Source organism: Noviherbaspirillum malthae (assembly GCF_015352985.1).
GTDB lineage: Bacteria > Pseudomonadota > Gammaproteobacteria > Burkholderiales > Burkholderiaceae_D > Noviherbaspirillum > Noviherbaspirillum malthae.
In genome coordinates, this window is the sequence record NZ_JACYXF010000089.1 from 1 (window position 1) to 20,996 (window position 20,996).

The window sequence follows — 20,996 nt, forward strand, 5'->3', positions numbered from 1 at the left end:
ATGGCGGTATCTGCCTGATGTGAGGACAGTGATTCACTGGTCGCTATGGCGACGACATCATCAGGCCGTCGCCCATTTCTATCACTGCCTGCGCCGAGCGAGGGCGGCATGACATACAACTGTAGTACTAACAAGTTGTTCAACTTCGGCGCAATGGCATGACGATCTCGGCAATCTCGCGCACCATGAAGTTGGATCGTCGTACGGTGCGCAACTGGTTAAGGGCCGATGCCTTTCCTGAGCGTGCCTGCCGACCTCCCAGGGCCAGCAAGTTGGCCGCCTTCAAACCTTATTTGCTGCGTCGCAGGAGTGAAGGCTGTCACAACGCGTTGGTGCGGATGCGCGAGATCGTCGATAAAGGTTACCGTGGCGGCCCAAGCATCCTTCGACAACGGCTGCAGGAATGGCGTCGAACTATGCCTGAAACGGCGCGGGGCCGAAATATCATCATCCCGTCGTCAAGAAGCGTGTGCGCCTGGTTGCTTGGCCTGGAATATCGCAGCGATGTCGAGGTGGAGAGCCGGCGGCAGTTCATTGATCTGCTCTGCAAACTGAATCCGCATGTCAGCGATTCACGCCGCCTGGCTCAACAGTTTATTGCCATCGTAAGAAAGGAAGTACCTGCGCAGCTCGACAGCTGGATCAGGCAAGCTTGCGAAAGCGGCATCTGGGAACCGCGTCGCTTTGCTGAGGGCTTGAAACAGGACTACGCCGCTGTGAATGCGGCGCTCACGAGCAGCTATAGCAACGGCATGACTGAAGGACATATCAACCGCCTCAAGATGATCAAACGGCAGATGTATGGAAGAGCGAGCCTTGCCCTGTTACGTATTCGGGTATTGCATGGGGAGTAATTTGGAGTTGCCATCACAAAAAGTGCGGAAGATGCAGTATCCATCCGGCAGTGACAACACTGCCCTGCAATTGTTTTCGTCGGGGACGACAGGTCTGCCCAAGGGTATCGAGCTGACCCACGCAAACCTGAGCCTGATGAATGAGCTGTATGCCGAGAATACCGGGTTTGATGGCGAGCGTTCGGTATTTTTCAATGCCCTGCCGGTTTTCCATAATGCCGGGATCAACAGCGCCTTCATGCCGCTGATCGAAGGCGGACGCAACGTGCTGCTGCCCGGTTTCGACCCGGCCCGGATCATCGCCGCCATCGCCGAGCACCGGGTCAGCCATACCTTCCTGGTACCAGCCATGATGCTTTTCATGTTGCAGGTACCCGGCGTCGAGCACGCATATTTTTCCTCGCTCAAGCTCATGGCGTACGGCGGCTCGCCGGCCGGCACGCTGACCACGCTGTCTCCCGAGGACCATGATGCGGGTGGTCCACGCGCGTATCTGTTGCGCTCGGCGGGTAAGCGGATTCGCGGCGTCGACCTGCGCATCGTTGACCTTGGCACGCTGCAAGACGCGAAGGAAGGCGAAGTCGGCGAGATCTGGGTGCGCGCCCTGCACAACATGAAGGGCTACTGGCGCATCCTTAAAAAGTCAGTTTGTTAGACGCACTTAGCACGTTTACGCAAGACAATCGCGCGTAAGCGTCGGTAACCTGTCTTTTCACGACATCAACACATAAGCGGCACCATAACCCGCGATGCTGCACCACACTGGAGACGAGCATGCAAGTGAGACCCGCCATAGCGCTTGGCCAATGGATCACTGAGAGGGCGGACCGCGCTCCGCAACGCAAGGCCCTGACCTTTCAGGAGCGGACGTGGACCTATGGCGAATTCGTTGATGAGATCGACCGGCTGGCTGCAGTACTGCGCCAGGGTGGCGTCGGCCGCGGCGATCGGGTCGGATTCCTGGCATTTAACCATCCGCTGTTCCTGGTAACCCTGTTTGCGACATCCCGCCTCGGCGCGATCTTTGTGCCGCTTAACTTCAGGCTTACCAGTGCCGAACTTGAATTCATCATTAATGACGCTGGCGTGCATACCCTCGTCGTTGGGCCCGACCACCAAGCAGTCATCGATCCGGTGCGCCAAACGCTTAAATGCGAGTGTTTTTACGGGTTCGGCAGCGAAGCCTCAGCCTGGCCGGACATCAGACTCGCCATAAAAGAGGTAGAGCCCTTACGCGAAGCGGTCGAGCTGGCCGATGATGACGTTGCCATCCTTATGTACACCTCCGGTACAACTGGCCGTCCGAAGGGGTCGATGATGACCTGCGGAAACATCTGGTGGAACAACGTCAATGAACTGCTCTCCCTCGACATCATGAGCAGTGACGTACTGCTCACCTGTGCGCCACTGTTCCATGTCGGCGGTCTGAACGTCTTGACCTTGACGTGCGTGCTTAAGGGTGTCCATGTCATTCTGCACCCAACCTTCGACCCGGCCAGAGTCATCGCAGATGTGGCTCGGTACAAGGTCAACCTGATGTTTGCGGTGCCGGCGATGCTGCTGTTCATCAGCCAGCATCCGGACTTCAACGAGGCCGACATGTCGTCGGTGCGTTCCTTCACGGTTGGAGGGGCGCCCTGCCCGGAAACCCTGCTGCGGCTATTCAACGAGCGCGGCATCGCGGTCAACCAGGGATACGGCCTGACCGAGACTGCGGCCATGGCCAGCTTCCTCACGCCGGAATGGTGCTGGGAAAAGATGGGATCAGTTGGCAAGCCGCCGATTCTCACACGCATCCGTCTGATCGACGCCGCGGGCAAACCCATTACCGAACCGCATGTCAGGGGCGAGGTATGCGTACGCGGCATGAATGTGACGCTCGGCTACTGGAATCGCCCCGAAGCCACCCGCGACGCGATCGACGATGAAGGCTGGTTCCGCACTGGCGACATTGGCTATATGGACGAGGACGGCTTTTACACCATCTGCGATCGGGTCAAGGACATGGTAATTACCGGTGGCGAAAACGTCTATCCGGCCGAAGTCGAGAGCGTGCTGTACGAGCATCCGGCTATAGCCGAAGTTGCAGTCATCGGGCAGCCGGACGAAAAGTGGGGCGAGACCGTGGTCGCAGTGGTGGCGTTAAAGCCGGGCGCGAAGCTTGAACTGGAAGAACTGCAGGCATTTTCCAGTGGCAGGCTGGCGCGCTACAAGGTGCCGCGGGTGCTCCGTCTTGTTAGCGCGCTGCCGCGCAATCCCACCGGCAAGGTGTTGAAGTACCAGCTGCGCGATCAGATGAGTCGTCAGAAAGAACCCGGGCCTGCGCAACCTGCTTAGGACATCTGAGGCTAGCGGCGGTTATCGCTATCGGCAAGCAGATAAGGAAGTATCAGACGCTGAAACCTAAACGGAGACAGGAGAAAGACTAATGAAAACTTCCACACAGCGGATCGCTGCGGCAGAGCCGGCGATCCATCACGCAGCCGTACCAAGAGCTAAAACGGGGAGCGCATGATGCAGAAGATCGGCAGGCTCCTGTCCAGGATAACGGACCTTGCAACAGTGATTGGCGCGCTGGGCATTGCGTTAATGATGATTCATATCACATTGGATGTCGTGCTTCGCTACTTGTTCGACCTGCCGCTGCCCGGCACGATCGCCATCGTCTCCTACTACTACATGGTGATCGCGGCTTTTGTGCCGCTGGCTTTCGCAGAGCAGAAGGGGGCGCACATTTCGGTCGAGGTGGTGACCGAGCGCATGCCCGCCTGGATCCAGAACCACCTGACCGGGTGGTCTTATCTGCTTTCAGCAGTGATTTTCGGAATGCTGACCGTGCGGACCTGGGGCGAAGCCATGTCCAAGAAACAGATCGGCGCCTCCATCGTGCAGGGAGAAGCCAGCATCGTCCTGTGGCCAACTTATTTCATCCTGCCCATTGGCTTCGGCCTGATCTTCCTGATCCTCGCCCATAAGTTCTTTGCCTACCTTTTCGCGCACGAATCAGGACTCGATACGCAACGCGCCACTCCTGCCGAAGTGGCAGCTGACTGACGGACAGGAGACAGACATGACAGAAGTGCAAGTCGGATTATTTGGGCTTGGCGCATTGGTTGCCCTGATTGCCATACGGGTGCCGATCGGGATTTCGCTGATTGCGGTTTCCTTTGTCGGGCTATGGGCACTGATGGGCTGGAGCGTGGCATGGGGCGCACTTGGCGTCATTCCTTACCAGTTCGCATCGAACTGGGTTCTTAGTTCGGTACCGATGTTTTTGCTGATGGGATTCGTCTGCTACCACGCAAAGCTGACGTACGGCCTGTTCCGCGCCGCGCGCATGTGGCTGTCCGGCGTGCCGGGAGGACTTGCCATCGCGGCGGTGTTCGGCGCATCTGGCTTTGCGGCGGTGTGCGGCTCGTCGGTTGCCTGTTCGGCGGCAATGGGCCGCATTGCTGTGCCCGAGATGATCCGCGCGCGCTACGACGCGGAGCTTGCCACCGGCACGGTTGCTGCGGCAGGCACTATCGGTGCGCTTATTCCGCCGTCGATCATCATGATCCTGTACGGGATCGTGGCCCAGGTGCCGGTAACGAATCTTTTTCTCGGTGGCGTCAGCGCCGGCCTGCTCACCGCCCTCAGTTACATCGTCATCATCCTGATCCGGGTTAAGCTCAATCCCGCATTGGCGCCAAGCGTGGAAGAAAAGTCTTCGACTGGCGAAAAAATCGCGGCGCTGAAAGAAACCTGGCCCGTCATCTTGATCATGGCAGGCATCTTCGGCGGCCTGTTCAGCGGCATCTTCACGCCGACCGAGGCAGGTGCCGTAGGCGCATTCATGGCCTGCGTTGTCGCGCTGATCAAGGGGTCGCTTACCTGGCAGGTATTTCGTGACGCGGTGGTCGAGACGCTACTGACCACCGGTGCGCTGCTGATCATTGCAGTCGGCGCCAGCCTGCTGGTGCGCTTCCTCGCGCTGTCGGGAGCGGGAGAGTACTTGTCCTCCCTGGTCATCGACACCAACGCCAGCACTGCGGCCATCCTGTTTTCAATCGTATTGGTCTATGTGCTGCTCGGCATGTTCCTCGAGCCGATTGGCGCAATGTTGCTGACCTTGCCTATCGTGCTGCCCATCATCGGTGCCGCTGATCTGAGCCTGATCTGGTTCGGCGTGGTACTTACCAAGCTGCTTGAGATTGGCATGATCACGCCGCCGATCGGCATGAACGTGTTCGTCATCAAGGGCGTGGTTGGTAACCTGATTACGACGGCACGACTGTTTCGCGGCATCACCTGGTTCCTGGTCATGGATTTCATCGTACTCGCGTTCATGATGATCTATCCACAGATCATCATGTGGCTGCCGCAAGTGATGGCGCGCTGAACACTCCTATACGTATACCCTGAGGAGACAACAATGACGTTTGCAAGGCGAGTTACCAAATACATTCTTTCGGTCCTGCTGTGTGGTGCTGCAGCCTTCGGAAGCACTGCCTCAGCGAAGCAATTCAAATACGCGATTGGCTTCCCGCCAGGGTCTTATAACGTGGTCATGGCAGAGGACTACGCCAAACGGGTCAAGGCCTACACTCAGGGTCGGCATACCGTCCGGGTTTTTCCAATGACATTATTGAACATGGCTGAAACCTCGGCCGGCCTGCGCGATGGCATTGCGGACATCGGATTTTTGCTCACACCTTATTTTCCTGCCGAGTATCCCCATGCGAACCTGGTCAACGAAGCCTCAATGATGCTGCGGCTGATGGGAGACGAGGTACGTGGCAAGGAAGCTTCGGCGTTCGTCGGCGCGCTGACCGAGTTTACCTTCTTTAATTGTGTTGAATGTCACCAAGAGTTCGCCAAGCAAAATTCGGTCTATACCGGCCATGTGGGCGGCTCATCCTACGGTCTGATCTGCAACAAGCCAGTCAAGAATGAGGCGGACCTGAAAGGCAAACGTCTGCGCTCGGGTGCAGCGAACTGGTCTCGCTGGTCGACGGCGGTGGGCGCCTCGCCAATCACCATGAGCGCGAACGAAATGCGCGAGGCGCTGAGCCAGGGCGTGGTCGATTGCATTATCCTTTCCACGCCTGAGATCCACAACTTCGGCCTGATGGAGGCTGTCACCGATATCACGATGGCAGTTCCTGGTGGAATTTTCAGCACCGCCGGCTTCAACATGAATACTAACGCATGGCGCAGCCTGAGCGTCGATGACCGCAAGGCCTTCCTGCGGGCAGCCGCCGAGGGCGGCGCTTATACCCCATGGATCTATCAGCAGAAAGAGGGCGAGATTCTTGCCGAGGCAAAGAAGAAAGGGGTGCGCCTGCATGATGCCGACCCGGCGCTTGTAAAGAAAACGCAGGCTTTCATCGAGCAAGACATGGGCACCATCTCCAAGTATTTCGCGGACAAGCACGGCGTCAAACGTGGTGAACAGATGATCACGACCTTCCGTCCGATTCTGCAGAAATGGGTGAAGCTGGTGCAGCCGGTCACGAGCCAGGATCAGCTGGGTCAGTTGTACTGGGATGAAATCTATTCCAAGGTCGACGTCACCAAGCACGGCATGCAGACAGCTCCCTGACACGCGAAGCGGGCGGCCTTTGCTACGTCCGCCCGCATTATCGTCATCGATCCACAGGACAAGATCACGCAGTTCAACACGAGGAGACACGGATGAAAACCATGCAAGGCATTGCCCGGCTTGCCGTCACAGTGATGTTGTGCGCAACCGGCTTCCTGGCGGGCACCGCTGCAGCGAAGGACTTCAAGTATGCGATCGGCCAGCCACCTGGCTCATACAACGAAAAGATGGGCCAGGAGTATGCCAAGCGCGTCAAGCAGTACACGAACGGCAGGCATTCGGTGCGCGTATATCCAATGACCCTGCTGAACATGGCTGAAACGTCGGCCGGGGTGCGTGATGGAATCGCCGACATCGGCTTTCTGCTTACGCCTTATTTTCCTGCAGAGTATCCACACACCAACCTCGTCAGCGAAGCGTCAATGATGCTGCGCCTGATGGGGGATGAGGTGCGCGGCAAGGAGGCTTCCGCCTTCGTCGGCGCGATTAGCGAATTCATCTTCTTCAACTGCCCCGAATGCCATCAGGAGTTCGCCAAACAGAACTCGGTCTACACCGGCCATATCGGCGGTTCGTCCTATGGTTTGATCTGCACCAAGCCGGTCAAGAGCGAAGCTGACCTTAAGGGCAAGCGGCTGCGCGCAGGCGCCGCCAACTGGTCGCGCTGGGCAACGGCAGTGGGCGCAACGCCTATTACCATGAGTGCCAATGAAATGCGCGAGGCCCTGAGCCAGGGCGTGGTCGATTGCATTATCCTTTCCACGCCTGAGATCCACAATTTCGGTTTGATGGAAGCCATCAAGGACATCACCATGGCCGTTCCTGGCGGCATCTTCACGACTGCCGGCTTCAACATGAATACCAAGGCATGGCAGAGCCTGAGCGTGGACGACCGCAAGGCGTTTCTGCGCGCCTCGGCCGAAGGCGGCGCATACACGCCTTGGATTTACCAGCAGAAGGAAAACGAACTGATCGAGGAAGCCAGGAAGAAGGGTGTGCGCATGCATGACGCCGACCCGGCCCTGGTAAAGAAAACGCAGGCATTCATCGAGCAGGACATGAGTACGATCTCGAAGTATTTCGCCGAAAAGCATGGCGTCAAGCGCGGTGAAGAAATGCTCGCCACCTTCCGGCCCATCCTGAGCAAATGGGTCAAGCTGGTGCAGCCGGTCACCAGCATGGAGCAGCTCGGCGACCTGTACTGGAAAGAGATTTACTCCAAGGTCGATGTCGCCCGGCACGGGCAGTAGCGCGGCCGCGCCGACCTGCGGGCGGCTTGGGTTTAGTGCCGCAGTCGCCCTTTCACCTGTTGCAGGAGCCGTCCATGGCAAGGCAATTCACTGATGCACAACTGGCCGAGATCGCGCGGCCGTTCGAGGAACACGCGATCGAGGCGCTGGCGGCAGGCGATTTAGTCAGGGTGCGGGAACTGCTTGGTCAAATGGAACAGGGTCAAGCAGGTCTGGACGCGCTGTCCGCGCATACCCTGGCGCGCAAGGTCGGCAAGCTGCGGCAGGACTTTGGCGAGGAAAAAACCCGCGACGCCCTGCGCCGCATCGGCGCCCGCCTGATGAGCACCTGGGTGCGTCAGTTCCGCGCAGGTGAAGAGAAGGCCGCCATCGCCGATCTCATCGCGGTGTACAAGCATCAGTCAGGGGCCAGGCTCGACATGACAGAAACGGCTGAAGAGTTGGTGGTCAACCTCTCTCCCTGCGGCAGCGGAGGCAGGCTAGAGCGGCAGGGCGCCACCACAAAGCATCCTGCCTGGTATGCCGGCTGGAGCGACGGTGTTTCCGGATTTTGCCAGCTGTGCAAGTCATGCCAGCATGCGTTGAACGAGGAGCTGGACGCGCCAGTGTGGACCACTGAAAAGGGTGACGACGGGCACTGCCGGATGCGCATTCGCAAGCAGGACAAGGAGCCGCTGTTCTCGGCGGATGAACTGGCAGACCTGGCCAGGACACAGGTGCAGCGTGTCGAACATGCTCTGGATTCGGGCAACACCGATGTCGAGCACCTGTTGCGCGGGCAGCGCAAGGACTGGAAGCCGTGGCACGACTTCGGCGTTGTTTGCCTGGAATATTTTTATAACGTTGCGCTTGAGCTCGGCGGCCCGGACTATCTTGATGAACTGCTGGCCCAGACCTACGAGCCGGCGTTCGTCGCGGGTTTTCCGCGTTACGAGGCGATGGGCGACGCGGAACTGGTGAAGGAGATCGCGCGCACCTGGAACTACCACTGTGCCGACTTCACCATCCATGAAGAAGACGACCGCTTCGTCTTCAGGCTTGACCCGTGCGGCAGCGGCGGGCGCCTGCTGCGCGGTGAAATGTGGCGCGACATGTTCCATTACGGCGAACCGTTGGCGGCAAAGATGGCGTCGCCGCACAACATTAATTTCAACCGGCACAACGCCCCTACCTATTGCACGCACTGCGCCGCGTCGAACCGGGCCCAGCTCAAAGGGGGCCCGCTGTTTTTCCTGATCGACGGGCACGCGCAGATGCAGCCCGGCCAGGCCTGCCGGCAGTTCTCATACAAGAAGGCCGCGCAGCGCGCTTGCGACCCCGACCTGCGCGCACAGGTCGGCATGAGCGACGCGGTCGCGAATCCACCATCACAAGGTATCCACGATGCAGAAAAAAAATCCCTTTGACCTGACCGGAAAGGTCGCGCTGGTGACCGGCTCGACGATGGGCATCGGCGAAGGTACCGCCCGCGTGCTGGCCGAACAGGGCGCGCAGGTCATCATCAGCAGCCGAAAACAGGACCAGTGCGAACAGGTGGCGGCAAGCTTCCGCGAGCAGGGGCTAAAAGCTGAGGGCAAGGCTTGCCACATCGGCCGCATGGAAGATATCGGCGCCATGTACAGTCATATCCGCGACCGCTACGGCAGGCTCGACATCCTGGTGAATAACGCGGTGCTGAGCCCCTGGCGCACGATCGAAGATACGGACGTCGGCCTGTTCGACAAGACGGTGGAAGTGTCGCTGCGTGGCTACTGGTTCATGTCGGCCGAGGCTGCCAAGCTGATGAAGACCCACGGCGGCGGTAGCATGGTCAACATCGCCTCGGTGGCGGCGCTTCATCCTGACCGCATGCTCAGCCTGTATTCGACTCTGAAGACCGCACTGATCGGCATGAGCCGCTCGTTCGCGCTGGAATACGGGCGCGACAACATCCGGGCCAATACCATACTTCCCGGCGTGTTCCCAACCAAGCTTGCTGACGCCTTCGACGAGCAGACGCGCAGCAAGATACTCGACAAGACTGCGCTTGGGCGGCTCGGCAAGGTGGAGGAGATCGGCTATGCCGTGACTTATCTGTGCTCGGACGCCGGTGCCTATGTCACCGGCAACAACCTTGTGGTCGACGGTGGCATGACCGTCGGCCTGATGTAGCCATGCGGTTCCAGGGAAAAGTCGCTCTGGTGACGGGAGCCGGCGGCGGTATTGGCAGCGCGATTTCACGGCGGCTGGCCGCAGAAGGCGCGCAGCTTGTGCTGATGGATGTCAGCGATACGGTCGACGAGACGGCCAGTACCCTTGCCGGTACTGGTGTGCAGACGCTGACGCTGCGCGCGGACGTGGCCAACTTTGCCCAGGTTCGCGAAGCCGTCGCGGCTGCCGAGGCCCGCTTCGGCGTGATCGACTGCCTGATCAATAATGCGGGGCTGACCGCCACCATCGCGCCGCTGGACCGCATGGAGGATGCGCAGTGGGCGGGCGAAATCGGGGTGAATCTCACCGGACCGTTCAATCTGATCCGGGCAGTGCTGCCCGGGATGACTGCACGTGGCTGGGGCCGAATCGTCAACATTTCCTCCGCTGCCGCGCGCGGCGGCCTGTATCGGCAGGCAGGCTATTCGGCGTCCAAGTCCGGCCTGCTGGGACTTACGCGCAACGTGACTCTCGAATACGCCGCCAGCGGCATCACCTGCAACGCCGTCCTGCCCGGATTGATCGCTACTCCCGCGGTGGCCCGGCTGCCGCGTGCCATCGTCGATTACACCATGAGCATGACGCCGGCGCGCCGCCCCGGCACCGTCGATGAAATCGCGGCCGTCGTGGCGTTCCTGTGTGGCGAAGAGGCAGCTTATGTGAACGGCGCCGAGATAGACGTAGACGGCGGCTCGCGCCTGTGTCCGACCGTGCTGGGCAGCAGCCGCGAGGTCGAACGCAGGCTTGCCATCGCCACCGGAAAGACGGGAGGCCAGGCATGACCGAGCAAGAACTTCAGGCCCTGCAGTCGTGGGTCGGTCGCAGCAAGACAGTCGTCGAAGTGCTTAGTCCGGTCCCGGCCAGGTCCCTTGCGGCCACGCTCAGCCTGCCTGTGGCGCTGCATCCTCGCGATATTCTGCCGCCGCTCTGGCACTGGCTGTACTTTCACGATGACACGCCATCGGACCAACTTGGTGAGGACGGTGCCCCGCGCACCGGCGCGCTGATGCCCCCGGTGCCGCTGGAGCAGCTAATGTGGGCGGGGGCCGAGTTCGAATTTCTACGGCCGTTGCGCATCGGCGTGGAAACGAGCAAGCGTTCCACCATCGCCGAGATGCGCTATAAATCAGGCCGGCGCGGACCCATGGTATTCGTTACCTGGGAACACTGCTACGAGCAGGACCGGCAGCCGGCGGTGATCGAGCGTTCGCGCGCGGTCTTTCTCGGCGCGAGCGACGGCACCGCTGCCGTTCCCGATGCGCCTGTGTCTGCAGGAAGGGCAGTCTGGCCGGTCAACGAGGCGGTGTTGTTCCGTTACTCGGCGCTGACTTTTAATTCCCATCGCATTCACTATGACCGCGACTACGCGCGCGAGATCGGCGGCTATCCCGGGCTCATCGTGCACGGCCCCTTGCAGGCGACGCTGCTGGCGGAAAGCTACCGCGCCTGGCATCCGGAGCGCCCTCTCGCTCATGCCGTTTGCCGGGCGCGCGCGCCACTGTTTCTCGGCGCCCCTGTCATCGTCCACGCCGGACGCGAGGAAGGCGACAGCCTGACGTTGTGGACCGAAGCCGGCGCAGGCGGCATGGCAATGGAAGCCGTCTTCAGCAGTCAGGCCGCTGGGAACATGCGGTGAGGCAGGACGACATCCTCGCGCCGCGTCTTCGCGCCCTGATCGGCCGGCTGATACCGGAGGCCGACGGCATCGCCGACCTGCGCGCGTTGCCGGGCGGGGCCAGCCAGGAAACCTGGTCGTTCGATGCAGTCACCGGCGGTGGCCGCGTTCCCCTGATCCTGCGCCGTGCACCGCCGGGCTCTGCGCCGCCGGCAGAAGCAATCGGCCTGGCAACAGAAGCCTGCCTGCTCGAACAGGTCGTCCAATCGGGCGTGCCGGTGCCGCGCGTGGCAGGCGTGCTGGCACCCGAGGATGGGCTGGGAGAAGGCTATGTGATGTCGCGCATCGCGGGCGAGGCCAACTCGCGGCGCATCCTGCGCGATGACCGCTACGCGCAGGCCCGGAGCCGCCTTGCCTGGCAATGCGGACAGGCGCTGGGTCGAATCCATGCGCTTGATCCTTTGCGACTGCCGCCGCTGCGGGCGAGCGGCGCACGCGAGGAGGTGGCCTACTACAGAAAGCGTCACGACACCGTGGGCACGCCACGGCCGGTGTTCGAACTTGCCTTGCAGTGGCTGCAGCAACGCGTGCCGGAAAGCGCGGTGCGCCGCACGCTGGTCCACGGCGACTTCCGCAACGGCAACATCATGATCGATGAAAACGGGCTGTGCGGTGTCCTCGACTGGGAAATCGCCCACTTTGGCGATCCGATGGAGGACCTGGGCTGGATGTGCGTCAATTCCTGGCGCTACGGAAGCGAGTTGCCGGTAGGCGGTTTCGGCACCCGCGAGGAGCTGTTCGCTGGCTACGAAGCTGCGGGCGGCAAGGTCGACCAGGCGCGGGTGCGTTTCTGGGAAGTACTGGGGACGCTGAAGTGGGGCGTCATCTGCGAATCGATGGCGGTCTCCTACCAGAGCGGCGACGTCCGTACGGTCGAGCGTGCGGCGGTCGGACGCCGCGCCTCGGAGGCGGAAATCGATCTCTTGTGCCTGATCCAGGATGGAGAACAGTGATGTCTGAACAACCCTCAGCGCCAGAACTGATCCAGGCCGTTGCCGACTTCCTGCGCGACGATGCGCTGCCTCGACTTGATGGACTGACGGCATTCCATGCGCGGGTCGCCGTCAGTCTGCTTGAGATCGTCAGACGAGAAATTGAACTGGGCCCGGATGCGGACGCGCAGCAGCGTGCCAGGCTGCAGGACCTGCTGGGTAGCGAAGGCGGACTCGATGCACTCAACCGCGAACTGTGCGAGCGCATCGCGCGCGGCGAAGTCAATGCGCACTCCCCGGGCCTGATGCCCCATCTGCTGCGCACCGGCCTGGCGAAACTCGCGGTGGACCAGCCGGGGTACTTGACGTACCGGCGGTTGCAGCAGCATAAACCCGAAGGAGGACAGTAATGCCTGTGGAGAACGGTATTTCGCATTGGATACCGGCACCCGATGAGGCGGCCCTGGTAAAAGAGATGACGGTTGGCGACCTGCTCGACGAGGCGGCGCGTAAGTGGCCGGACAAGGATGGCCTCGCCTATGTCGCGTATGAGGATCGCGGTCTCTCGCTGCGTTGGTCGTTTGCCGAACTGCGCGAGCGCAGCCGCGTCGTTGCCCGCGCCCTGATGGCGTCGGGTATTGGCCCCGGCGATCGGGTGGCGCTATGGGCCACCAACCTGCCCGAATGGCTGTTGCTGGAATTCGGTGCGGCTTACTGCGGCGCGGTACTGGTACCGATCAATCCCCTGCTGCGCAGCGCCGAGGTTGCCTACATCCTGCGCACCGCAAGCGTCAACGCGTGTTTCGCCTTGCCGGAGAATCGCGGCGCGTCGCTATGGGAGATGTTTCACGAGGCGGCACGTGAAGCGCCCTCGCTGCGTCTGCGCGTGGCGATTGGCAAGGCACCCGACGACAAGGGAATCGCCTGGGCCGACTGGCTGGCCGGCGGCGCAACAGTAAGCGAAGACGCCCTCGAGCAGCGCCGCAAGGGCGTCGCAGCAGGTGACACCGTACAGATACAGTTCACCTCGGGCACCACCGGTTTTCCAAAAGGTGCGGAGCTGAGCCATCGCGGCGTGGTCAACGACGGCCGCCTGTTCGCGCAGCGTGCGGCGCTGAGCGAAGGCAGCCGCTGGGTCAACCCGATGCCATTGTTCCATTGCGGCGGCTGTGTCATTGCTACCCTGGGCGCGCTGGCGTCCGGGACCACCCAATACCCCATCGTCACTTTCGAGCCGGACCGGGTGGCGCGCACCATCGCGCGCGAACGCGTCAACGTACTGAGCGCCGTGCCGACGATGCTGATTGCACTGGAAGAAGCTGCCGACCGCGAGGGCCTCGATCTGGCCAGCCTGGAACGTGTGATTACCGGTGGTTCCACCGTACCGGTGGAACTGCTGCGCCATTGGCACGTGCGCTACGGCGCGCGCTGCTCGATCACCTACGGCCTGACCGAAGCGTCTCCAATCATCACCCAAAGCGCGCCGCATGACCCGGAGGAGCTGCAGATGGGCAGTTGCGGTCAGCCGCTTCCCGCCGCCGAGGTGGATCTGGTCGATGCCGGCGGAAACAGGGTTCCATTGGGCGAGGTAGGCGAGGTGCGTACCCGCGGCTGGCTGGTGATGAAGGGATACTTCGGCAATGCGCAAGCCACGCGCGACGCGTTGTCGGCGGACGGCTGGCTGCGTACCGGCGATTTGGGGCGCATGGACGAGCTCGGCTAACTGTGGATCAGCGGCCGCGCCAAGGACATGATCATCCGTGGCGGGGAAAACATCTCGCCGCGTGAGATCGAGGAAGTCCTGCTGACGCTGGAAGAGATCACCGATGCCAACGTGGTCGGCGTGCCCGACTCACGGTACGGCGAGGAAGTGTGCGCTTACGTGCGCCTAAAGCCGGGAGCGTCGCTGAACGCCGAACAGATGCGCGAGCGCCTGCATGACCGCATCGCCCGTTACAAGATCCCCAAGTACCTGCGCGTGGTCGAGCAGTTTCCGCTCACACCTTCGGGCAAGGTACAGAAGTTCAGGCTGCGCGAAATGTTCGCGGCCGAAGCGGCGCGTACCGACCCGGCACCGGCCGCCGGCTGAGAAGGCGGCGACCGCCGCCAAACACACGATTTGGAGAAAAGGACAAAACATGAAGATCAGAGACAAGGTCGTCGTCGTCACCGGCGGCGGAAACGGGATCGGCGCCGCGATGGCGCGCCGCTTCGCAGCCGAGGGTGCGCGGGCGGTAGTGGTGGCCGATCTTGACGGCACGGCCGCCAGCAAAGTTGCTTCGGAAATCGGCGGCATGGGGATGGCGGTCAACGTGGCAAGGGAGCAGGAACTTGCGGAACTGGTCGCGAGCACGGTGGCGACCCACGGGCACATCGACCTTTTCTGCTCCAATGCCGGAGTATCGATTGGCAATGGACTGGAATCCTCCGATGCAGACTGGGAAAAGGCATGGTCGGTCAACCTGATGGCGCATGTGTATGCGGCGCGGGCGGTGGTTCCGCACATGCTGGAGCGCGGCGAGGGCTATCTGTTGCAGACCGCCTCGGCAGCGGGCTTGCTGTCAATCTCGGATGCTTCCTATGCGGTCACGAAACACGGTGCGGTGGCGTTTGCGGAATGGCTGTCGATCACCTACGGCGATCGCGGCATCAAGGTCAGCTGCTTCTGCCCGATGGGCGTGCGCACCAACATGCTGCTCGGCAGCGTGAGCGAGGTTGACCAGCCCGCGCTGCTTGCCGCCGCGGTCGAGCCGGCGGACGCTGCCGAAGCCATTGTCCAGGGCATCGATGCGGAACGCTTCCTGATTCTCACGCATCCTGAAGTGCTTGAATACATGCGACGCAAGGGCGCGGATTATGACCGCTGGCTCAAGGGCATGCGGCGCTACCAGCAGCAACCGCCATCGACGAAGTCCTGAACGAGGAAAACAACATGGATTTTCAGCACAGCAGCAAGGTGCGCAGCCTGCAGGACAAGCTTGGCGCATTCATGGAGCAGCATATCTACCCGGCCGAGCAGGCCTATTACGACCAGGTGTTCTCCGGCGACCGCTACGACACCGTTGCGCTGATGGAGGAACTGAAGGTCAAGGCACGCGAGGCGGGGCTGTGGAACCTGTTCCTGCCGGGCGATCACGGCGCAGGCCTCAGCAACCTGGAGTACGCCCCCTTGGCCGAAATCATGGGTCGGGTCGAGTGGGCGTCCGAAGTGTTCAACTGCTCGGCGCCGGACACCGGCAACATGGAGATACTGACACTGTTTGGCAACGACGAGCAGAAAAAGACCTGGCTGGAGCCGCTGCTCAATGGCCAGATCCGCTCGGCGTTCTCGATGACCGAGCCGGAAGTGGCGTCGAGCGACGCGACCAACATACGCTGCGAGATACGGCGCGACGGCGACGAGTATGTGATCAACGGCCGCAAATGGTTCACCTCGGGCGCCCTCAACAAGCGCTGCAAGGTGCTGATCGTCATGGGCAAGACCGATCCCGACCATCCCGACGTGCACAAGCAGCAGTCGATGATCCTGGTACCGAAGGACACGCCGGGCGTGAAGATCGTGCGCGACATCACGGCGTTCGGCTATGACGATGCGCCACTCGGCCATCCGGAGATCGTGTATGACAATGTCCGGGTGCCCGCGTCCAATATCCTCCTGGGCGAAGGGCGCGGTTTTGAGATAGCCCAGGGTCGGCTGGGGCCGGGCCGCATCCATCACTGCATGCGCCTGATTGGCGTTGCGCAGCGCGCGCTCGAAAGCATGTGCGCCCGCGCCGAGTCACGCGTGGCTTTTGGACGCCGGCTGTCCGAGCAGGGATCGGTGCGCGAAGACATCGCGCACTCCTGGTGTGAGCTGGAGCAGGCACGCTTGCTGACGCTCAAGGCAGCAGACAAGATGGACCGCGACGGCAACAAGGCGGCCAAGGATCTGATCGCCGCCGCCAAGATCGTCGTGCCCAGCATGGCCGCGCGCGTGATCGACCGCGCCATCCAGGTCCATGGCGGCATGGGCGTGTCGCAGGACACTTTCCTTCCCAAGGCCTATGTGTACGCACGCTTCATCCGCATCGGCGACGGCCCGGATCAGGTGCACCTGGCGGCGGTGGCGAAGCAGCTGGTCAAGCAGTATGCCGCCGCAGCCGGAGCACAACCATGAAGGCGGTACTGTGCAAGCAATATGGTCCGCCCGAGGCGCTGGTGCTGGAGGACGTCGCACCCTTGCGGCCGGGACCGGGGCAGGTCCTGATCTCGGTACGCGCAACTGGCGTCAACTTCCCGGATACCTTGATCATCGAGAACAGATACCAGCTCAAGCCGGATCTGCCGTTTTCTCCCGGTGCCGAGGTGGCCGGCCTGGTGCAGGCAGTGGGCGTGGGCGTGCGCGCCTTCCGGCCGGGCGACCGGGTAATCGCCGTGCCTGGCTATGGCGGCTATGCCGAGCAGACGCTGGCACGGGAGGAGGATACCTTCGCACTTCCCGACGGCATCGATTTCCCGGACGCGGCGGCATTCCTGATCGCCTACGGAACGACCCATTACGCATTGCAGGAGCGCGCGGCGCTGCGACCCGGCGAAACCCTGCTGGTGCTTGGTGCCGCCGGCGGCACTGGCCTTTCCGCAGTCGAACTGGGCAAGCTGCTCGGCGCGCGGGTCATCGCTGCAGCATCCAGCGACGAGAAGCTCGCCCTGTGCCGCGAGCACGGTGCCGACGAGGTCATCAACTACAGCCGGGAAGACCTTCGCCAGCGCCTGAAGGAGCTCACCGGCGGGCGCGGGGTGGATATCGTCTACGACCCCGTGGGGGGCAGCTACAGCGAAGCGGCGCTGCGCAGCATGGCCTGGAACGGCCACTTTCTGGTTATCGGCTTTACTGCAGGCGAAATTCCCAAGATCGCGCTCAATCTCACATTGCTCAAGGGCTGTTCCATTGTCGGCGTGTGGTGGGGCGGCTTCCTGCGCAGTGAACCGGAACGCGCGGCGGCGCTGACACGGGAACTGGTCGAATGGTTTCGGCAGGGGAAGGTGCGCCCCTACATCTCGAAGCGCTACCCCCTGGAACAGGCAGCCCAGGCGCTGGTTGAAGTCGCCGCCCGCAAGGTGACCGGCAAGATCGTGCTGCTGCCGGGTTCGGCACAGGATGAATGACATGTCTTTTCCTCCTCTTATTGGAACAAACCTTTAGAACTTACGCAAAGCGCATCTTGACGGAAGGTTTTTTGAGCTGCTGACGGAGGTAGTTGTTGAGCAGTCCGTGCTTGATGCGGTAGACGGTTTGTTGGGTTTGGCGTGCGAGGTCGGTCAAGCGGGGCCAGACGAGCATGGCGCAGGCGATATGGTTGCGCTGGATGCACGCCTTGCGGCACTGGTTGCCTCCGGCGTGGCGGTGATGGCGTACAACGTGCTGGCGGTATTGCAATCGGCGGTGTGGGCTGCGCACAAGCTGCAATACGATGATATAGAACTGTCGCCTTACTGATTCGCTGATGAAATCCGTGCGCGCTATGCTGGCATGGTGATGGCTTTTATACCAGCAGCATGGGAGCCTTACGACCGCATGACTGCGGCCCAGCTGCCGGAGATATTGCTGCAAATAGCACTGCATGCCAATCCCAAGGCACTGCGAAAGCGTCCGCGCCGCCCGAAACCATCGGCAAAGAAGGGCTATGTCTCAGGTGCGGTCGCACGGCGTCATGTCGCCACCGCACGGGTTCTCAAAAATCGACTCGTTAAGTAAGACCTTGAAAGGGGTGGTTCTAAGACGGGCGCTTCATCTTACAAACCGTCGGCTGTGTAGCGATCTCGGGTGGAATTTTCTTTTCCGTCTTCCATCCGAATCCGGTTCCTTCCTGATCGAACCTGACTTCCTTCTCACCCGCCTTCGACCACACGGCGATATACAGTGGCTGCTGCAACTGGTGGTCGGCGGCGCGCATGGTGACATCACCGTTCAGGCTCTTGACGGTCATGCCTTCCATCTTCAGCGCTACCTTGACCGGGTCGGTGGTTTTTGCTTCACGTATCGCCTTGCTCAGCATGGTCACTGCCGAATGGGTTTGCATCCAGGTGTAGTCATCGTTGTACTTCGCCTTAAATATATCGACAATATCCTTGCCTGTGTAGGATTCGTTGTTGACGTTCCATACACCAACGTACCTGACCTTTCCCGCCCCGGCGCTACCCATTGCAGTGGGCGCGCCCTTGAGGACTGCGTAATAGGTATAGAAGTTGGCGTCGACGCCGGCATCCTTAGATGCCTTGATCAACAGGGCAAGGTCGGCTCCCCAGTTGCCGGTAATGACAGTATCCGCACCTGATGCTTTAATCTTGCTGACATAGGGTGCAAAGTCCTTCACCTGCCCAATCGGATGAAGATCGTCGCCGACAATCTCCACATCCGGCCGTTTTCCTTTTAGGTACTCTTTCGCGGACTTGCTCACCGACCGGCCGAATGCGTAGTCCTGGCCGATGATGTAGACCTTTTTAATGTTCTTATCCTGAGACATATGTTCGACCAGGGCCTGCATCTTCATATCGGAGTTCGAATCGAAGCTGAAGTGCCAGAAGCTGCATTTTCCGTTGGTAAGTTCCGGGTCCACCGCGCCATGATTGATATAAATGACTTCCTTGCCGGGATGGCGCTCGTTGTACTTGTTAATGGCATCGATCAGTGCCAGTCCCGCGCCCGAGCCGTTGGCCTGCGCGATATAGCGGAACCCGCCGTCAATCGCGCGCTTGAGCTGGTTCAGGCTCTCCTGCGGGCTAGCCTTGTTGTCGAAAGCGACGAATTCCAGCGTATGCTCGCCTGCCCATTTTTCCTTGTTGGCGATCTCTCCCATGATTTGCCAGCTTTTCAGCTGGTTCTCACCGAGCGCGGCGAACGGCCCGGAAAGCGGATCGATGACGGCAATCTTCACGGTGTCCGCTATTGCGGATGATGCGACCAGGGTGAGGGCTGCGAGCTTGACGGGAACGAGATATGGAAATGGGATTTGCACAGTTGTCTCCTTCGCCTGACGGCGTGTTGTATTGAGTAAGTGTTTTCCATCTAGTTCAGAAAACTAGCGTGGCCGACCAATGAATTCTTGCGTTAACTGGCTGGCCTTTCGGCAGTCTATGCTACCAGCATGTTGGCGCAAGACGTCTTGCACCATGTTTGACAGAATTCTCTCGCACGCATCAGCCCGTACGTTGCACATGCGCAGACCAAAATACGAAAGGACAACAATGTCATCGCAAGCCATTTCTTTCCATGAACTTCGTACTCCCGCCGCGGCCCGGATTGAGGTCGAAAAAACCTGGCCGGAAGAAAAAGTGCTGGAACTGTTCAACCTGCCGTTCAGCGAACTGATGTTTCGGGCGCAGCAGGTCCATCGCGCCAACTTCGATCCGCAGGAAGTCGAGCTGGCCACGCTGCTGTCGATCAAGACCGGAGGCTGCCCGGAAGACTGCGGCTACTGCCCGCAGGCAGCCCGCTACGACACCGGCGTCACCGCCAAGAAATTGCTTGAGCTGGAAACGGTGCTGGAAGCGGCGCGCGCGGCGAAAGCCCACGGCGCAACGCGCTTTTGCATGGGCGCTGCCTGGCGCAGTCCCAAGGACCGCGACTTGGATCACGTGGAAGCCATGGTGCGCGGCGTCAAGGAACTCGGTCTTGAGGCCTGCGCCACGCTCGGCATGCTTGAAGACGGGCAGGCAGAGCGCCTGGCCGCTGCCGGCCTCGACTATTACAACCACAACCTCGACACCGCCCCCGAGTTCTATAACGACATTATCACGACCCGCAATTACGAAAACCGTCTCGACACGCTGGACAAGGTGCGCAATGCCGGCATCAAGGTGTGTTGCGGCGGCATCGTCGGCATGGGCGAATCGCGCAAGCAGCGCGCAGGCCTAATCGCGCAGGTCGCCAATCTCGATCCGTATCCGGAGTCGGTGCCGATCAACCATCTGGTGCAGGTCGTGGGCACGCCGTTGCATGGCCTCGACCCGCTCGATCCGCTGGAATTCGTGCGCACCATTGCGGTCGCGCGCATCACCATGCCAAAGGCGCGTGTTCGTTTGTCGGCCGGCCGCCGCGAGATGGGCGAGGCGGTGCAGGCAATGTGCTTCCAGGCCGGCGCCAATTCGATTTTTTATGGCGACAAACTGCTGACTACCGGCAATCCTGATGCGGATGCGGACATGGCCTTGCTGAACAAGCTCGGCATGAAGATCAAGCACACCCACATAGACGAACGGCACGGGATGAACGGATAAGAAGGACTCTCGCAAGGGTAAGGGCTGTCGTTGCGGGAGTGGGAGGAGGCGCAGGGTGGGGAACCCCTTTGTCTTTATTAGGACTTACGCAAAGCGCATCTTGACGGAAGGATTTTTGAGCTGCTGACGGGGGGTAGTTGTCGAGCAGTCCGTGCTTGATGCGGTAGACGGTTTGTTGGGTTTGGCGTGCGAGGTCGGTCAAGCGGAGCCAGACGAGCATGGCGCAGACGATATGATTGCGCTGGATGTGTGCCT

At 60.9% G+C, this 20,996-nt stretch carries 21 protein-coding genes and 3 pseudogenes; 21 read left to right on the forward strand and 3 right to left on the reverse strand.

The annotated features are described in order from the left end of the window. Window positions 1-143: 143 nt before the first annotated feature. From IGW03_RS38980 to IGW03_RS34200, 19 genes and pseudogenes are all read left to right on the forward strand, one after another. Window positions 144-215 (forward strand): annotated as a pseudogene (locus tag IGW03_RS38980) (hypothetical protein); the annotation flags it as partial. A 123-nt stretch (window positions 216-338) separates the two neighbouring features. After that, complete coding sequence (locus IGW03_RS38985) at window positions 339-854, forward strand: transposase (RefSeq protein WP_318841069.1); 516 nt, start codon at window positions 339-341, stop codon at window positions 852-854. 31 nt (window positions 855-885) lie between these two features. Further along, window positions 886-1,509 (forward strand): AMP-binding protein, encoded by a 624-nt coding sequence (locus IGW03_RS34120; RefSeq protein WP_194726872.1) that lies wholly within the window; start codon window positions 886-888, stop codon window positions 1,507-1,509. A gap of 119 nt (window positions 1,510-1,628) precedes the next feature. After that, the gene (locus IGW03_RS34125; protein WP_151638130.1) at window positions 1,629-3,191 is read left to right on the forward strand and encodes an acyl-CoA synthetase; all 1,563 of its coding nucleotides are present in this window, start codon (window positions 1,629-1,631) and stop codon (window positions 3,189-3,191) included. Between the two features lie 174 nt (window positions 3,192-3,365). Next, complete coding sequence (locus IGW03_RS34130; RefSeq protein WP_225984825.1) at window positions 3,366-3,908, forward strand: TRAP transporter small permease; 543 nt, start codon at window positions 3,366-3,368, stop codon at window positions 3,906-3,908. A 16-nt stretch (window positions 3,909-3,924) separates the two neighbouring features. Beyond that, window positions 3,925-5,235 (forward strand): TRAP transporter large permease, encoded by a 1,311-nt coding sequence (locus IGW03_RS34135; protein ID WP_151638129.1) that lies wholly within the window; start codon window positions 3,925-3,927, stop codon window positions 5,233-5,235. Between the two features lie 33 nt (window positions 5,236-5,268). Next, window positions 5,269-6,438, forward strand: coding sequence for a C4-dicarboxylate TRAP transporter substrate-binding protein (locus tag IGW03_RS34140; RefSeq protein WP_151638128.1), 1,170 nt, complete (start codon window positions 5,269-5,271; stop codon window positions 6,436-6,438). A gap of 92 nt (window positions 6,439-6,530) precedes the next feature. Further along, window positions 6,531-7,688, forward strand: coding sequence for a C4-dicarboxylate TRAP transporter substrate-binding protein (locus tag IGW03_RS34145; protein ID WP_151638127.1), 1,158 nt, complete (start codon window positions 6,531-6,533; stop codon window positions 7,686-7,688). Between the two features lie 74 nt (window positions 7,689-7,762). Then, a complete protein-coding gene (locus IGW03_RS34150) occupies window positions 7,763-9,094 on the forward strand; it encodes a hypothetical protein (protein ID WP_194726873.1) in 1,332 nt (443 codons plus the stop codon). Then, the gene (locus tag IGW03_RS34155) at window positions 9,072-9,839 is read left to right on the forward strand and encodes a glucose 1-dehydrogenase (RefSeq protein WP_151638125.1); all 768 of its coding nucleotides are present in this window, start codon (window positions 9,072-9,074) and stop codon (window positions 9,837-9,839) included. Before IGW03_RS34150 ends, IGW03_RS34155 begins: the two co-directional genes overlap by 23 nt. A gap of 2 nt (window positions 9,840-9,841) precedes the next feature. Then, on the forward strand, window positions 9,842-10,660 hold the full coding sequence (locus IGW03_RS34160; protein WP_151638124.1) for an SDR family NAD(P)-dependent oxidoreductase: 819 nt from the start codon (window positions 9,842-9,844) through the stop codon (window positions 10,658-10,660). Then, a complete protein-coding gene (locus IGW03_RS34165; RefSeq protein ID WP_151638123.1) occupies window positions 10,657-11,514 on the forward strand; it encodes an HTD2 family dehydratase in 858 nt (285 codons plus the stop codon). Before IGW03_RS34160 ends, IGW03_RS34165 begins: the two co-directional genes overlap by 4 nt. Beyond that, entirely contained in the window at window positions 11,439-12,506 is a 1,068-nt protein-coding gene (locus IGW03_RS34170; protein WP_225984824.1) for a phosphotransferase family protein, read from the forward strand. Before IGW03_RS34165 ends, IGW03_RS34170 begins: the two co-directional genes overlap by 76 nt. Further along, entirely contained in the window at window positions 12,506-12,895 is a 390-nt protein-coding gene (locus IGW03_RS34175) for a DUF6285 domain-containing protein (RefSeq protein WP_151638122.1), read from the forward strand. Before IGW03_RS34170 ends, IGW03_RS34175 begins: the two co-directional genes overlap by 1 nt. Further along, entirely contained in the window at window positions 12,895-14,208 is a 1,314-nt protein-coding gene (locus IGW03_RS34180) for an AMP-binding protein (protein ID WP_194726874.1), read from the forward strand. Before IGW03_RS34175 ends, IGW03_RS34180 begins: the two co-directional genes overlap by 1 nt. A 27-nt stretch (window positions 14,209-14,235) precedes the next feature. Next, window positions 14,236-14,574 carry an AMP-binding enzyme gene (locus tag IGW03_RS34185; RefSeq protein WP_194726875.1) on the forward strand — a complete coding sequence of 113 codons (339 nt, stop codon included), beginning with the start codon at window positions 14,236-14,238 and terminating at the stop codon, window positions 14,572-14,574. Between the two features lie 49 nt (window positions 14,575-14,623). After that, a complete protein-coding gene (locus IGW03_RS34190; RefSeq protein ID WP_151638120.1) occupies window positions 14,624-15,403 on the forward strand; it encodes an SDR family oxidoreductase in 780 nt (259 codons plus the stop codon). A gap of 14 nt (window positions 15,404-15,417) precedes the next feature. Then, a complete protein-coding gene (locus IGW03_RS34195) occupies window positions 15,418-16,641 on the forward strand; it encodes an acyl-CoA dehydrogenase family protein (RefSeq protein ID WP_151638119.1) in 1,224 nt (407 codons plus the stop codon). Next, window positions 16,638-17,630 (forward strand): NADPH:quinone oxidoreductase family protein, encoded by a 993-nt coding sequence (locus tag IGW03_RS34200; RefSeq protein ID WP_151638118.1) that lies wholly within the window; start codon window positions 16,638-16,640, stop codon window positions 17,628-17,630. Before IGW03_RS34195 ends, IGW03_RS34200 begins: the two co-directional genes overlap by 4 nt. A 40-nt stretch (window positions 17,631-17,670) precedes the next feature. Here the strand turns inward: IGW03_RS34200 and IGW03_RS39365 are convergent. Beyond that, window positions 17,671-17,853 (reverse strand): annotated as a pseudogene (locus IGW03_RS39365) (IS701 family transposase); the annotation flags it as partial. On the opposite strand from IGW03_RS39365, the gene IGW03_RS34205 reads away from it, so the two are divergent. Continuing rightward, entirely contained in the window at window positions 17,818-17,961 is a 144-nt protein-coding gene (locus IGW03_RS34205; RefSeq protein WP_194726876.1) for a hypothetical protein, read from the forward strand. The pseudogene IGW03_RS39365 and the gene IGW03_RS34205 sit on opposite strands and share 36 nt — an antisense overlap. Before the next feature lie 277 nt (window positions 17,962-18,238). Here IGW03_RS34205 and IGW03_RS34210 read toward each other — a convergent pair whose 3' ends face one another. Beyond that, on the reverse strand, window positions 18,239-19,480 hold the full coding sequence (locus IGW03_RS34210) for a branched-chain amino acid ABC transporter substrate-binding protein (protein WP_225984823.1): 1,242 nt from the start codon (window positions 19,478-19,480) through the stop codon (window positions 18,239-18,241). Window positions 19,481-19,709: 229 nt separating this feature from the next. Between IGW03_RS34210 and bioB the strand changes: the two genes are divergently transcribed. Beyond that, complete coding sequence (bioB, locus tag IGW03_RS34215) at window positions 19,710-20,741, forward strand: biotin synthase BioB (protein ID WP_151638116.1); 1,032 nt, start codon at window positions 19,710-19,712, stop codon at window positions 20,739-20,741. A gap of 84 nt (window positions 20,742-20,825) precedes the next feature. On the opposite strand, the pseudogene IGW03_RS39370 reads toward bioB, so the two are convergent. Further along, window positions 20,826-20,996, reverse strand: a pseudogene (locus tag IGW03_RS39370) (IS701 family transposase); the annotation flags it as partial.

Bases quoted from the DNA above. Each gene is read 5' to 3' on its own strand.
- IGW03_RS34145 (WP_151638127.1), top strand. From the start codon at position 6,531: ATGAAAACCATGCAAGGCATTGCCCGGCTTGCCGTCACAGTGATGTTG.
- IGW03_RS34150 (WP_194726873.1), top strand. From the start codon at position 7,763: ATGGCAAGGCAATTCACTGATGCACAACTGGCCGAGATCGCGCGGCCG.
- bioB (WP_151638116.1), top strand. From the start codon at position 19,710: ATGTCATCGCAAGCCATTTCTTTCCATGAACTTCGTACTCCCGCCGCG.
- IGW03_RS34120 (WP_194726872.1), top strand. From the start codon at position 886: ATGCAGTATCCATCCGGCAGTGACAACACTGCCCTGCAATTGTTTTCG.
- IGW03_RS34185 (WP_194726875.1), top strand. From the start codon at position 14,236: ATGATCATCCGTGGCGGGGAAAACATCTCGCCGCGTGAGATCGAGGAA.
- IGW03_RS34190 (WP_151638120.1), top strand. From the start codon at position 14,624: ATGAAGATCAGAGACAAGGTCGTCGTCGTCACCGGCGGCGGAAACGGG.
- IGW03_RS34140 (WP_151638128.1), top strand. From the start codon at position 5,269: ATGACGTTTGCAAGGCGAGTTACCAAATACATTCTTTCGGTCCTGCTG.
- IGW03_RS34165 (WP_151638123.1), top strand. From the start codon at position 10,657: ATGACCGAGCAAGAACTTCAGGCCCTGCAGTCGTGGGTCGGTCGCAGC.
- IGW03_RS34155 (WP_151638125.1), top strand. From the start codon at position 9,072: ATGCAGAAAAAAAATCCCTTTGACCTGACCGGAAAGGTCGCGCTGGTG.
- IGW03_RS34180 (WP_194726874.1), top strand. From the start codon at position 12,895: ATGCCTGTGGAGAACGGTATTTCGCATTGGATACCGGCACCCGATGAG.
- IGW03_RS34195 (WP_151638119.1), top strand. From the start codon at position 15,418: ATGGATTTTCAGCACAGCAGCAAGGTGCGCAGCCTGCAGGACAAGCTT.
- IGW03_RS34205 (WP_194726876.1), top strand. From the start codon at position 17,818: ATGGTTGCGCTGGATGCACGCCTTGCGGCACTGGTTGCCTCCGGCGTG.
- IGW03_RS38985 (WP_318841069.1), top strand. From the start codon at position 339: ATGCGCGAGATCGTCGATAAAGGTTACCGTGGCGGCCCAAGCATCCTT.
- IGW03_RS34130 (WP_225984825.1), top strand. From the start codon at position 3,366: ATGATGCAGAAGATCGGCAGGCTCCTGTCCAGGATAACGGACCTTGCA.
- IGW03_RS34160 (WP_151638124.1), top strand. From the start codon at position 9,842: ATGCGGTTCCAGGGAAAAGTCGCTCTGGTGACGGGAGCCGGCGGCGGT.
- IGW03_RS34175 (WP_151638122.1), top strand. From the start codon at position 12,506: ATGTCTGAACAACCCTCAGCGCCAGAACTGATCCAGGCCGTTGCCGAC.
- IGW03_RS34135 (WP_151638129.1), top strand. From the start codon at position 3,925: ATGACAGAAGTGCAAGTCGGATTATTTGGGCTTGGCGCATTGGTTGCC.
- IGW03_RS34125 (WP_151638130.1), top strand. From the start codon at position 1,629: ATGCAAGTGAGACCCGCCATAGCGCTTGGCCAATGGATCACTGAGAGG.
- IGW03_RS34200 (WP_151638118.1), top strand. From the start codon at position 16,638: ATGAAGGCGGTACTGTGCAAGCAATATGGTCCGCCCGAGGCGCTGGTG.